Origin of the sequence: Spiroplasma sp. Moj, from assembly GCF_016082285.1 — a bacterium.
GTDB classification, from domain to species: domain Bacteria; phylum Bacillota_I; class Bacilli_A; order Mycoplasmatales; family Mycoplasmataceae; genus Spiroplasma; species Spiroplasma phoeniceum.
This window is the reverse complement of the sequence record NZ_MQTY02000014.1, coordinates 1-14,326: the sequence shown is the minus strand read 5'-3', so window position 1 is coordinate 14,326 and position 14,326 is coordinate 1. Positions and strand designations below refer to the sequence as shown.

Below are 14,326 nucleotides of genomic sequence, written 5' to 3'. Positions count from 1 at the left end.
TGAAGCTGTGTTAAAATTTTTAAAAGACTAACTGGTCTAAAATGTATATGGTACCTCACAAACNAAATTAAAGTTCTNTNAACAATTAANTTCAAAAATTATTAAAAAAATATCTTACTTCTAAGATATTTTTCTTTTATCGTCATTCATTTTAATCTGTTGGTTGTTCTAACTGTTGCTCATTTAAAATTTTTTGATATTGACTATGAATTTTATTATGTGTGGTATTTAATTGTTCAATATTAGTATTAAATTTTGCAAAATTTTTCGTAAACTCTTGTCAACGCTCAACTCAACGATCAAATTCGCCTTTTATTTTTAATAAATTAGTTTTAATAGCTTCAATATTTTGATTAAAAGCAACTTCACGCATATGTTTTTCTAAAACAAATAAAATTGCTGATAATGTTGTTGGTGAAGTAACTCACACCCGTTTTTTAAATGCAAAAGTAATAATATCATCTGGAAATTGGCCATAAATAAATGCAAATAAATCTTCGGAAGGAACAAACATAATTGCACTTGAAATTTCATTTTCAAGATTAATATACTTAGCAACTTCATTAATTCGATCTTTTAAATCTTGTTTAAAAAGATTTAAATATTTATTTTTAATTGCGGTATCACTTGTTTCTAAGTATTTATTATAATTTGTTAATGGAAATTTCGCATCAATAGCAATGTTTTCTTTTGCTCCACCAGTTTTAACTAATGCATCAACAACAGTTCCTGTCGGCAATTTATATTGGCGGTCTCATCCTTGATGACCTTCACCATACATATCACTTAAAACTTTTTCTAATAAATATTCACCTAAATTACCTCGTTTTTTATTATTTAAAAAAATATCATTTAAAGTTTTAACTTTTTCTTCAACTTCTTTTAATGTTGTAGTTGATTCTTTTAAAACTTTTAAATTTAATAAAACATCAATAAATGATTTGGAAATAATGTCACCTTGATGGTTTAAATTATTTTTTAAGTCAGTATCTTGCTTTGACAAGTTATTTTGAAAATTACTTAATCCTTCATTTAAAATTGTTAAGTTTTGATTAAATTTAGTATCATTTTTAACTGAATTTGTTTGAAATTCACTAATTAAAGTTAATAATTCTCTTTTTTGTTCAGAAAGTTGATTTTGTAATCCTAATCCTTGTTTCTCTAATAATTCTTTTGATGCTTGAATATCTTTCTGTAATAATGCTGAATCATTATTTACAAGTGGTTTTTTATGTGTTTTTACTAAATAAATTATTAGAAAAGTAACTAAAATAACTAAAATAATTCCTAATAAAACATATGAAATTGTTGTCATTGTATTCCCCCTAAATATTTTAATGTTTTATTGTATTCCGCAATAATTTTAATTATAGCCTGTTCAAATAAAAAAATAAACTCATAAGATTGATGAGTTTATTTTTTCTTTTTATTCAAATGTAACATTTAATTTATAAGCTGGAATTTTTGTCATTAAAGAAGCTAAAGTATCAGAAGCTGCTAAAATTTTTGAGCCTGGTTTAGCCTCAATAGTTGCTCCTTTACCATCCTTATTAAAAGTTACTCAAATTTCATTATATCAAATCTCCTGATATTGATCAGCAAATTGTTTTCCTAATAGCTTTGTAACAAGATCATAACGAAGTTCGTTTTCAGTTTCTTTTGTATAAATCTTATCTAATTTAACAAGGATTAATTTTTCTGTTGGTTTAACATTATCTTGCGTTAAAAACTTACGTGGTGTTGTCTTAACTGTAAAATTAGCAGTTAATGTTGAATGATTAATAACATGCTCAACTTCCGTTGTAATTTTTAAAGTCCCTTCCCCATTATCTTGATTAATTGATATTTCAATTCCACCATCTAAAGCTCCCATCATCGCTTTTAACATTGCATCTTTATATAAACTTGCGAAACGATTTCGGTCCCCAACAAACTCCATAATTGCTGCTGTCATATTCATTGTTTTACCCTCAGGGTCTTTTTTATAATCTTCTCAGACTGCATCAGCGAGATAAATATCACCAATATTTTTTAATGGAAATGCTTGCGAAAATGTAATTGGTTCATTAACGATTTCAACTGCTGAACCAGTAAAATTACCACCTGGTTTTGGCGTAATTACTCATTGACTAATTTCTTGATCAAGATTTATTTCAATATCAGAAAAAGTAAAATTTGTTCCATTTAAACTATTAACAACAGTTAACACTTCATCGACGGTTAATTTTGTACCAGAACCATTATCATATGGCAATGATGTAACAGTAATAATTTTACTAATATCATTTGTTGTTCATTTTAAATCAACTTTTTTTGTTAAAAATGGGCGATTTGGAACATCTGGCATAAAACGAATAATTGCTGTTTTCATTCCTGGCGCTAAATCAACATCTAAGTTATCAACATCATAACCTGCTTTTTTTAAATTTGCTTTAATAGTACCAACAGTTGGTATTCTTGTTGTATTAATTTCACCCCCAGTTTTAGGACTATGACATGCAATTGCTGTCCCAACAATTGGGCTTGATAGTGATACTGATGCTAAAATCATCATTAATTTTTTCATTATTTTATTCTCCTTTGTTTTTCAATAATTTTTATTACATAGTTAATATTAAAATTAGTTTATTAATTTTAAAAAGATTATTTTGTTAAAATTTTGGTAATAATACTATCCTGTTGTGGTGGGGTTGTTTCCTTTTTAAAAAGAATTAATCGATATGTTTTAATAATATTTGCAATAATAAATGAAATAATAATTAGTTTTTTTAATAAAAAAATAACTAATATATTAATTCGGTACCGCATAAAAAGATACGGTTCCAAAATATTTAAAAATAATGTTAGATTAAGAAACGGATTAAAATAAATTAAATCATTAATTTTATACCAATAAATTAAATAAATCCGTAATATGACTAAAGCAATAAAAAAGGTAATAATAAATAAAGCATAAAAGAAATAAAACGAAATTAAAATTGATTGATAAAGTTGAAAATAAAACTGCGTAAAACGACTAAGTAATCCTGTTATCGTAATATTTCAATAAATAGTGTATGATAATCAAAAAAATATTTGCTAATCATAATAAAATTACAATAACATTAACTTTTAAAATATTATCTCATTGTAAGATGATCCGTTTATAATGTTTAAAATCACTTAAAATTTGGATTAAAACAGCTAAGAAAAATAAAAAAGCACCCGTTTATTAAAACAATATAAGTTAAATTTAATGAAATACTAACAAATGCTCAATTTGTATAATGTGGAACAAAACAAGGTAAAAATAACGAAATTCCAAAATATAAACTAAACAAAATAAAATATATATTAAAAAATACTTGAAAATACTTTTTGAAATCTGTTCTCATTTTAATCACCCACACATATTTCCTTTTATTTTAAATTATATCTTTTGTTATATTTAATTAAAAACCCTATTGTGAACCAATAATTAAAGTAATTATAATTATCATTTTAATTATTAATAACATGTTCTAAGTAATTATACCGTGAAAAGTTTTAAAATTAAAATTAAAATTTTATTTTTTAACATATAATTAAAAAGAAAAAAGCCTATATTTTTTACTAAATTCCTATTTAATTAACAACAATGAAAGAAAAAACGAGGAAACTATATGCAACAAAAAAATAACATCTTTTTTATTAAAAAAATGAAATATTTATTTTTTTGCAATTCCATTATTCATAATTTCTCTTATTAGTTTAGGAGTTCTTATTGCAACGGGATGATATCAAATTGACTACCAAATTGCTGTTGAACTTGCAAAACCTTTATCAAATGAATTTGTTAAATATTGAGTCCGTTTTTATGATCAATTAGGAAATACTGAAATCGTTATTGTAATTATCATTTATCTAACAATATTATTAGAAACATGGTTTTTGCTTAAAATAAAACAAGAAAAGCAAAAATTTATAAAAAATTATTGGATTACTGTAATCTATTATTTCCTATCCATAGGAGCATGACTTATTGGTAATATTGTTAATTTAGCCTTAATTCCAAGTCTTGACGAAGGCTTTGGACCTGGAATTGACTATCTTCTATTTGATAATTATAAGTATAAATTAACAAGTGCTATTTTAGTTTTTCTTTACCAATCATTCTTATTAGGAATTGGTCTTTATTATGTTCGCTATCGGTTAGTTAAAACTAACCGTTTGTTAACAGAACAGACATGAATAAAAGCAACTAAAGGATTAAGTTTTTTAATTAGTACATATATTATTATTGTGATTTTAAAAGGTGCAACACATCGAATCTATTATTATAATGCTATTTTTGGTGATTTAATTGATGCCCATTCTGAATTCTTAACTGCTTATCTTAAATCGGGTTTTCATTTTGGATATAACTTAGGTAACGGTTATCTTAAATATTCCCTCAGAATGACAATATCCTTGGTGGAAACCACCAATTGGCTTATTTAGTAATGTTAATATGCCAACATTTAAAACCCCATGAGAATATGCTTTCCCAAGTGGTCATATTAATGCTACATATTGTACTGGCTCAATTATTCTTTTATTTTTAAAAAATAAGCAGAACAATAAAATTAACTGAAAAATAAAATTATGTTTTATTATTTGATTAATTCATGTTTTAGCAATTAATTTTGTTGTTGTAATGGAAAGTCCACTGAATTTTTGACACTGCATTTACCTTTATTTTTTCAACTGCTATGATTTTAGTTGTTCATTTTAGTATTAATAAAATTTTTGCAAAACACTTAATTTAAAAAATGGACTAAAATGAAAAGGTTTAGATGCTAATAGCATCTAAACCTTTTCATCGTGAAGAATTATATTTTAAATAATAACAAAATTATCTTATGAATTAATTAAATGATAAGTATCTTCGCAAATCATTACTTCTTCATTTGTTCGCATTGCATAAACAAGAACATCTGCTTTTGGAGTTGAAATTAGATTTTCCGTTTCATATGACCTTTGATTTGCTGACGAAGATAATTCTAAGTTTAATAAAGTAACTTCATTAACAACTAATTGGCGCATTTCATCAGAATTTTCGCCAATTCCAGCGGTAAAAACAATTGCATCTGGTTTTGTTTTTAAATCATTAGCATAACTAACAATATATTTTGCAATTCTTTTTGCACTCATTAACAATGCTAATTTACTACGTTAATTATCCGTGCTACTTTTAAAAACATCACGTAAATCAGATGATACTCCCGAAATTCCTAATAAACCAGATTCTTTATTTAAAGTATTAGTTATTTCATCTAATGTTGCACCAGTTTGATTTGCAATAAATTGGTGGATTGAAGGGTCAATATCGCCACTTCGTGTCCTCATAATTAATCCTTCTAATGGGGTTAAACCCATTGAAGTATTAAAACTTTTACCATTTTTAACTGCACAAATTGAAGCACCATTGCCTAAATGACAAATAATTGCATTAACTTCAGTAACTGGTTTTTGTAAAATTTCAGCTAATATTTTTGTAATATAACAATAGGAAATGCCATGAAAACCATAACGACGGACTTGATAATTACTATATCATTCATAAGGAATTGAATATAAATAATTTTCTTCAGGAATTGTTGTATGAAATGAAGTATCAAATACTGCAACATTTGGAACATCAACAATCTTACGAAAAGATTCAATAGCAGCAATTGCTGGTGGATTATGCAGCGGAACTAATGTTACCATTCGTTTAATTTCTGAAAATACTTCATCGTTAATAATTATTGATTGTGTAAACTTTTCACCACCATGCACAATTCGATGTCCAATTCCTTGAATATCAGTAAAATCTTGAATAATATAATGTTCTTTTAATTTAGCGATTAAAACTTTCGCTGCTGTTTTATGGTCTGGAAAATCTTCTTTTGTTTGAAACTCCTGACCATTAAATTTAAGGGTAAAAATTCCATCAATGTTAATTCGTTCAGCTAATCCTTTGCAAATTACTTCATAATTTTTTGCTGAATCAACTTTATATAATTGAAATTTCATCGAACTACTACCAGCATTGATTACTAAAATCATTTTTCTTTTTTCCTTTCTAATCATTTGATTTATATATACATAAATATGCTGTCACTAAAACAGTATTGTAAATGTCATTAATAGTAGCACCACGTGATAAATCATTAACTGGGCGGTCTAATCCAATAACAATTGGACCAATTGCTTCAAATCCCCCTAATCGTTGGGCAATTTTATATCCAATGTTTCCCGCATCCAAATTTGGAAAAACAAAAATATCAACAGGTGCTTTTAAGACTGATGACGGCGCTTTTTTATTACGAATAGCATCATCTCACGCGGTATCAAATTGAAACTCACCATCAACAGAACAATTTTTTAAATTCTTTGCTTGGACAAGTTCATAAGCAGTACGGACTTTATCAACAGAAGTCCCACGCCCTGAACCTTTTGTTGAAAAAGATAATAATGCCATATTTGGCTTTTGAAAACCAAAAACTTGACTAGCTTCATATCCTAAATAAGCAATATCTGCTAATTCCTCAGCCGTTGGATCAATATTCAAAGCACAATCAGTAAAAATATAACGTTCATTATTCCGAACCATTAAAAAAATGATGAAACTAATTTTACACTTGGTTTTGCTTTAATAATTCGCAATGCTGGACCAATAATATCTTTTGTATCATAAGTAATCACACCAACCATTCCATCAGCAAGACCTTTTTTAACTCATAAAATTGCTAAATAATTACATTCACGAACTAATTCTTTAGCTTCTGATAATGAAATTTTTCCTTTTCGTAATTCAACGAAATATTCTGCTAATTCTGTTTCATTTTGCTCTTCGGCAACAATAACTTCGCTTTGTAATTCATCAATTGTTGTTGGAACTTCTACTCGTGTTGCAAAAACAAGAATTGGCGTAATATTTGTACCAATTAATTGTTTCGCTACTGTTTGAATTCGTTCAGAATTTCCTTCTGGAAAAATAATTTTTATTTTGTGAGAAAAGGTATTAATTTTTTCAAGTATGTTTTTTAAAATGTTCATTTTTTATTCTTTTCTGCTATTAATCATTACCAAATAATTATATTACTTTTTTTAAAGTTTTTAGAAAAAGTAGCAAATTAATTATAATTAATTAAAAATTTTCCTATTTTAATTGTTGAAGTTTTACTACATCAAGGGCAGTATTTCAAGTCACGTCATAATGCACAGCACTGCCAAGATGAATCGCATCACAATAATGACTAATTTCGCGATAATTAGTCAAATTAATACCACTACCTCCTTGAATTTGAACACCATAATTCCGAAGACTTTGTAAAGTTACTAAATTTTTCATAATTGGAGTTATCCCACCTTGGGTTAAAACTGTGCTAATTCCTAATTGAACTAATTGTTGAATAGCAGTAAATTTTATCTTCAATTAAATCAAAAGCCCTGTGAAAAGTAATTGCTAATGGATGTGCTAAGGCAATTAATTCTTCCATCCGTAATAAATCAATTTGATGCGTAGGTGTTAAAATTCCAACCACAATACCTTCTGCCTTTGTTGTTTTAATATAAGCAATATCTTTTTTAAGTTGAAAATATTCATCAGCCGGACAATAAAAATCAGTATCACGGTGACGAACCATTACCCGAATAGGAACTTTAATTCATTCAGTACATTCTTGAATAACTGCATAAGATGGTGTTAACCCTCCGCGCGATAAATCAGCACATAATTCAATTCGGTCAATATTTCCAGCTTGTTCAATAATTTGGCATTCTTCGTAGTTTCTTGCAATAACTTCAATAAACATTTATTCTTGCTCCCCACTAATAAATTTAATGCGATTAATAATCCCATTAATTTTATTATTATATGTTCCTAACTTAATATTTAATAATAAGACATTATTAGTTTTTAACAAATTAGCATAATCTTTATAAATACCAGCAAAAGCAGTAATACTAATTTCGCCACTTTCATCATAACAATCTAAGAATGCCATTTTATTGTTGTTTTTATCAGTAATTACTTTTACTCGCTTCACGAGAACTAAAATATTTGCTGATCCTAAACTTAAACGCAAATTACTAATTAATGTTGTTTTATCTTGGTACCCTGCTTTTTCACGAATATATTTTAATGGATGATTCGATAAATAAAATCCTAAAAATTCATATTCTTTTTCTAGACATATAACTTCATCGTTTGGTTCAATTACTAGTTCTGGTTTTTCAGCTAATGAAAAATCAACAATTAAATTTTCATTCTCTTCTTGCGTTTTAATCAACTCAATATAAGTAAGAATTTGGTGGTAATTATTAAATAAGGTAATCCGGTTCAGCTTAAAAACATCTAATGCTCCAGAAAAACATAATGCCTCATAAGTTTTTCGATTTAAGCCTTTCTTATATAAACGAATAAACAAATCATATAAATCCATAAACATCCCATTAGTTTGATACTCTTGGGCAATTTTATTAAAAAAAGCAAAACCAATTTGTTTAATAATTAATAATGGAATACAAATTTGATTATCAATTGTGTGATACTGTCGATATGGAACATTAATATTTGGTGGCACAATTGTTAAATGATTCTTTTTTGCTAAAGCAATATAATCATTTGTTTTATGTTCATCCCCAATAACATGTGTCAATAAACTAGCTAAAAACTGGGAAGGATAATTTGCTTTTAAATAGGCCATTTGATAACCTAACAATGAATATGCAACTGCATGGCTCCGATTAAACCCATAGGCAGCAAATTTATAAATTAATTCTCAAATTTCTTGTGCTATTTTTTCAACATAATGATTTTTAACAGCTTCTTCAATAAATTCAGTTTTCATTTGGCTCATAATTGATGCATCTTTTTTCCCCATTGCACGACGAAGCACATCAGCTTTAGCTAGTGAAAAATTAGCAACTTTTTGAGCAATTAGCATAACTTGCTCTTGATAAACAATAATACCATAAGTTGGTGCTAAAATTTCAGCTAGACGTTCATCAATATAGGTAACTTTTGCCAAATTTTTTTTTCGTTTAATAAACAAAGGAATATTATCTTGTGGACCAGGACGATATAACGAAGACGTTGCAACAATATCTTCTAATTGGTCTGGAACCATATCAACTAAAACCTTCGTCATCCCTGGTGATTCTAATTGAAAAATCCCTTTTGTATCCCCTTGCGCTAATAATTGATAAGTTTTTTGGTCATTTAATGGTAAGGTGTCAACATCTAATTTTACTTTTGTTTCTTGGTAAATATTATCAATCACATCATGTAAAATTGTTAAATTTCGTAATCCTAATAAATCCATTTTTAGAATTCCCAATTCTTCTAAATAATTCATTGAATATTGTGTTTGATAAATTCCATTATAGCCTTCTTTAATTGGAATAATTGTTTGTAAGCGTTGTTGTGTTAAAACAACACCTGCTGCATGGGTCCCTGTTTGACGTGGTAAACCAATAATTTTTTTTAAATGCAAAAACACTTGGGGATATTTCTTCTGATAAATTTCAAAAAGAGGATTAGCATTAATTGCTTCTTCATAATGATAATTATATTCTAATGGAACTGCTTTGCTCATTTTATCTGCTTCTTCAATTGCGATATCAAAAATTCGACAAATATCTCGAATTGCCATTTTCATCCCAATTGTCTGAAAAGTAATAATATGGGCAACATGTTCACTACCATATTTTTCAAATAAATATTCAACAACCATTTCTCGTTTATCATCTTCAAAATCAATATCAATATCTGGTAAACTTTTTCGCTCTGGATTTAAAAATCGTTCAAAAAGTAAATTATAAGTAATTGGATCAATTGTTGTAATATTTAATAAATAACTGACAAGACTACCAGCAGCACTACCGCGGCCAGGACCAACAAAAATATTTTGTTGTTTTGCATAACGAACATAATCTCATACAATTAAAAAATAATCATTAAAACCCATTTTATTAATCACCGTTAATTCATAAGTTAATCGTTGCAGATATGTTGTTTTAGAACCATTAATTTTTTTTTGTTTTAAAGCTGTTTGACAAATTTCTTGTAAAAACTGTTGTGCGGTCTGCCCTTCTGGGATTGGATAACGTAATAAATTATCAAAAATAGTCCCTTTATGCAAAGGAAAAACATCAATTGTCGTAATAAATGTTTTAATATTGTCAAAATATTGTTGATAAAGGGGCGGTGGTGAAACTCAACCATATAAATCTTTCATCTTACTTTCTTTAAATAAAGTTTGTGTTTTAATTGTATCAACAACTTTATAAGCAGTAAAATCTTCACTTGTAAAATATTGTACTTTATTATTTCAAATAATTTGTTCATTTGCAACTAATCCTTGCAACGATTCTAACAACGATAAATTCCCATTATTAATACCTAAATATAAATCCGTTCCAACTTTTAAAATTTTTCTTAGCGTTTGATATAACTCAGGTTGATAATTATCTGTTGTATAATTAATAATAATCTTAACATCTGTTGTTAAAAACTTACTAATTTCTTCTAATGTTAAATTTTGCTTATGTTCAGCATTAATCATTATTAAAGATGAAATTTCAACTAAATTAAAATAACCATTTTGATTACGGGCAAATAAATTCATATTATAAGGAATATCATTCAAGAAAATAATAACATTTAAGCCAATAATTGGTTTAATTTTATTTTTTTGACAAAGCTGGTGAAATTCATAAACCCCAAACATATTATTATCACAAATTGCCAATGATGATAAATTAGTTGTCATAGCATAATTAAAATATTTATCAAAAGTAATTAAAGATGATAATAAACTATAACTTGTTCGAACATTTAAATGGGGAATTGTCATCATTGCTATCTCACTCTCCTATCATTATATCGAAAAAGAAAATAAAAACCACAATTGTGGCCTAATTTTATAATTTAATTGCAATAATAATGATCATAATTACAATTAAAAGCGCTAAGATCCCAAAAACTAAATAACGTCATAAACGGGCTTTTTTCTTTGGAACCATTTCTTTTAATTCTTTTTCTAAATCAATTGCATTTTCATTAAAAAGAATTTTGTTCTTTCTTCATATTTATTATTTTAATATCTTCATCTTTAACATCACGAATAATTGAAAATTCTTCATCAATTAATATTTTTTCTTCTAATAAGTTTGTTCGTGATTGTTCTGCTTTTTGTAATTCAGATTCATTAACTAATTGTTTTGCTACTTCTTTCTTTTTTTGAAAAAAACTAGTTTTCTTCTTCATAAATCACATCCTTACCAACCACATATGTTGTTATATTTTTTTTAATTATAACATCAATAATTTCTGTTCACATTAAATTCTTTTCTTGAAATTCTGCTTGTTTTAAACGTGGTTTTGTAACAGGATTCTTTGGAACAAATAAACTACAACAATCTTCAAACGGTAAAATTGATGTTTGATAAGTATCAATTTGTTTTGCAATATCAATAATTTCATTTTTATCAAAACACAATACTGGCCGCAAAATCGGCAATGTAGAAACATCATTGATTGTATTAATACTTTCAATTGTTTGAGAAGCAACTTGTCCTAATGATTCTCCAGTAATAATTGCCTGACATTTTAAATCTTTAGCTAATAAATTAGCAATACGATAAAACATTCTTCGCATAATAATAATTCGATAACTAACATCAGGAATATGCATTAATTCATGTTGTAACATTGAAAAATTAACCACATGCAATCGTTGCTGATTTTGACCAGCGTAATAATTTAATTTTTGAACTAAAGTTTTAACCTTTTGTAATGCTTCTTCTGTCGTATGTGGCGGTGTTGCAAAATGTAAATATTCAATATTCATTCCCCTTTTCATTGTTAAAAAAGCTGCAACTGGTGAATCAATTCCTCCTGATAACATTACTAATCCTCGTCCAGATATTCCAACTGGTAAACCACCAATTGTTTTAATCTTATTAACAAAAACATATGTAAATGTTCGGCGTACTTCAACATCAATTTGCAAAACTGGTTGATGAACATCAACTTTAACCTTTGTTTGTTGTAATATTTTTGGTGCTAATTGTTGCTTAATTTCCGTTGATGTCAGTGGAAAAGTCTTATCATTTCGGCGCACTTCTAATTTAAAAGTTGCTGGTTGATAATAATTTACGATATTAATTGCACAATTAGCAATCTCTGATAAATCACAAGCAACTTTTTTGGCTAATGATAACGATGATGAACCAAAAACATTTTTAACAATGTTAACAATTTCCATACTAACCGTTGCATCTAATAGTTCAATAAATAAACGATCAAATTCTTTTTTAATTTGATATTGATTTTCATATCCTGTTAATTTTGTTTTAATATTATTAACTAAAACTCTTGTAAAATCATTACGGTTTTTTCCTTTGATTGTTAATTCTCCATAACAAATTAATATTACATCAAAATTCATTTTATACTCCATTTTCTATATTTTTCCTTGTTCTTCATGAATAATTTTTAACGCTAAAAATAATGAGCCATCATAATCACCATTGCGATAAGCAATCTGAGCATTACGTAACTGGTCATCAACATCATCATTTGTTAAAATAAATTTTTGTGCATAAACTAATGTTTCTTGTGATAATAAATCTAATAAAATATTATTTTTAATTTTTTCAAACAATTTTAAAACTTCTGTTTTCAAACGATTTAGTTTACCTGTTACTTCCTCAACTTCACTAGGATTATTAACATCAAATGATATTCGTTTAATTTTTTCCAAGGATTGTCGATAATCACTAATTGCTTTTTCATATTTTGTTAATAATTTTTTATATTGTAATTGATTTAAGCGAACTTCAGCTTGTAACAAAACCACTTCTAACAAATGAATTGTTTTTCTAATTTCAGTTTCTGCAAAATTACGTTTTTCAATAATCTTTACAACATTTTCTAATGCTTCTTGGGTTACAACAGCATTTTCTAATAAATGTACTAATTCTTGATTAAAATTAACATAATCGCGACCATTACGATTAATTTCTAAAACTAAGCGGTTAGTATCATGTGTTAAATCCTTTGTTTTTCCCATTGCTTCACGATAAATGCCTTCTTCATGTGCCGTTAATGTTGATGAACTACGTAATGCCTCAATTTGTCGAGAAATTGCATTAAAACTCCGTTCAATTTTATTAATATAATCCATTACAACTTGATAATATTTTTTAAAACATGAAATAATTGCTTTTTGATGTTCAATACTTTGATCAAAATCACTAATTTGATTAATAATTTCAATTGTTTTCTTTGTTGCTTTTTTATATTGCAAGTTATCAATATATTTAGAAATTAAAATTTTAGTTTCATCAATCTTTTGGGTTAATTCATCAAAACTATACTTTAATAAATCACGACTACTTTCATCTTTATTGAAAAGAACATATTTATCTTTTAATAAAGAAAGTTTATTTGGAACCACTTTTGTTAACAAGGTTTTAATTTGTGGAATATTGTCTAAAATTTCAACAAAAATAGTTAAGGAAGTAGTAATATTGGATAAAATTTGTTCTGTTTTAACAAAATCACCCGCTGTTAAATAATCTTCAAATTCATCAAACATACTTTCAATATTTCGTTCAAAATCACTAATTTTTTTAGAATCTAAAGATACATTCATTTGTAATTTAACTGCATCTTCTAACAATGAATTAAACATTTTCTTATGTGCCAAAATATAATCTCGTTGTAATAATTCAATTCGCAATTGACTGTTAATTTCATCTAATAACCGACGAGCTTCTTCTTCCAATAAAGTTAATTCTTTTAACAACGGAATAATTTTTTGTACTGCTACTTTCGGCATTTTCTTGGATGTTATTTTATTAATTTGATATAATTTACGATATACTTCTAAACAACTTAGTAATTTTTTCTCATAAATAATTTCATACTTTGTTCGTCAGATAATCAAGTCTTTTGCATAGCGATTATTATAACGAGCAATTTCAGAAATCCGAAAAATTTTATGTTTTAACGGTAATCGTTTTAAAATATCAAATTTTTGTAAAACTTTAATTTCAATTGTTTTTAAATAACGCTTTTGCCTTCACAATACTAATGTTATTATTAATAGTAACAAGCAGACAAAAAATAAAATTAATAATGTTAATTTAATTGGATTATTAATAATATTTTCCATTTTGCCTAGCCCCCAATCATTATTATATATCAATTGAATTATAGCACTTGCAAAAGANATNANNTNAAAAANTAGAAAAATGTGAGGTACCATATACATTTTAGACCAGTTAGTCTTTTAAAAATTTTAACACAGCTTCAGTTGGTGTTAAAAAA

The 14,326-nt window shown here is 26.6% G+C and carries 11 protein-coding genes and 2 pseudogenes; 2 read left to right on the top strand and 11 right to left on the bottom strand.

Translation table 4 applies throughout. The annotated features are described in order from the left end of the window. Positions 1-151: 151 nt before the first annotated feature. The 3 genes from BST80_RS01400 to BST80_RS01390 all read right to left on the bottom strand — a co-directional run bounded on the left by BST80_RS01400 (position 152) and on the right by BST80_RS01390 (position 2,808). Complete coding sequence (locus BST80_RS01400) at positions 152-1,315, bottom strand: DNA recombination protein RmuC (protein WP_415745630.1); 1,164 nt, start codon at positions 1,313-1,315, stop codon at positions 152-154. A 111-nt stretch (positions 1,316-1,426) separates the two neighbouring features. Further along, complete coding sequence (locus BST80_RS01395) at positions 1,427-2,566, bottom strand: hypothetical protein (RefSeq protein ID WP_415745629.1); 1,140 nt, start codon at positions 2,564-2,566, stop codon at positions 1,427-1,429. Positions 2,567-2,643: 77 nt separating this feature from the next. Further along, positions 2,644-2,808, bottom strand: coding sequence for a hypothetical protein (locus tag BST80_RS01390; RefSeq protein ID WP_415745628.1), 165 nt, complete (start codon positions 2,806-2,808; stop codon positions 2,644-2,646). A gap of 1,101 nt (positions 2,809-3,909) precedes the next feature. Here BST80_RS01390 and BST80_RS01385 point away from each other — a divergent pair. Together BST80_RS01385 and BST80_RS01380 are read left to right on the top strand one after the other, a co-directional pair. Beyond that, complete coding sequence (locus tag BST80_RS01385) at positions 3,910-4,458, top strand: hypothetical protein (protein ID WP_415745627.1); 549 nt, start codon at positions 3,910-3,912, stop codon at positions 4,456-4,458. Between the two features lie 10 nt (positions 4,459-4,468). Then, the gene (locus BST80_RS01380) at positions 4,469-4,732 is read left to right on the top strand and encodes a hypothetical protein (protein WP_415745626.1); all 264 of its coding nucleotides are present in this window, start codon (positions 4,469-4,471) and stop codon (positions 4,730-4,732) included. Positions 4,733-4,857: 125 nt separating this feature from the next. Here the strand turns inward: BST80_RS01380 and BST80_RS01375 are convergent. The 8 genes and pseudogenes from BST80_RS01375 to BST80_RS01340 all read right to left on the bottom strand — a co-directional run bounded on the left by BST80_RS01375 (position 4,858) and on the right by BST80_RS01340 (position 14,171). After that, positions 4,858-6,048: pseudogene (locus tag BST80_RS01375) on the bottom strand (acetate kinase). A 16-nt stretch (positions 6,049-6,064) separates the two neighbouring features. Then, positions 6,065-7,041: pseudogene (locus tag BST80_RS01370) on the bottom strand (phosphotransacetylase). 103 nt (positions 7,042-7,144) lie between these two features. Continuing rightward, complete coding sequence (locus tag BST80_RS01365; protein WP_415745625.1) at positions 7,145-7,420, bottom strand: hypothetical protein; 276 nt, start codon at positions 7,418-7,420, stop codon at positions 7,145-7,147. Beyond that, positions 7,371-7,799 carry a copper homeostasis protein CutC gene (locus BST80_RS01360; RefSeq protein ID WP_415745624.1) on the bottom strand — a complete coding sequence of 143 codons (429 nt, stop codon included), beginning with the start codon at positions 7,797-7,799 and terminating at the stop codon, positions 7,371-7,373. The genes BST80_RS01365 and BST80_RS01360 overlap by 50 nt, the downstream gene beginning before the upstream one ends. Next, entirely contained in the window at positions 7,800-10,847 is a 3,048-nt protein-coding gene (locus tag BST80_RS01355) for a DNA polymerase III subunit alpha (protein ID WP_415745623.1), read from the bottom strand. It abuts the gene before it with no gap. Positions 10,848-11,050: 203 nt separating this feature from the next. Further along, on the bottom strand, positions 11,051-11,257 hold the full coding sequence (locus tag BST80_RS01350) for a hypothetical protein (RefSeq protein ID WP_415745622.1): 207 nt from the start codon (positions 11,255-11,257) through the stop codon (positions 11,051-11,053). Continuing rightward, positions 11,241-12,440 carry a tRNA uracil 4-sulfurtransferase ThiI gene (thiI, locus tag BST80_RS01345; protein ID WP_415745631.1) on the bottom strand — a complete coding sequence of 400 codons (1,200 nt, stop codon included), beginning with the start codon at positions 12,438-12,440 and terminating at the stop codon, positions 11,241-11,243. Before thiI ends, BST80_RS01350 begins: the two co-directional genes overlap by 17 nt. Positions 12,441-12,455: 15 nt before the next feature. Then, positions 12,456-14,171: a septation ring formation regulator EzrA gene (locus BST80_RS01340; RefSeq protein WP_415745621.1), complete on the bottom strand. Its 1,716-nt coding sequence runs from the start codon at positions 14,169-14,171 to the stop codon at positions 12,456-12,458. Between the last annotated feature and the right edge of the window lie 155 nt (positions 14,172-14,326).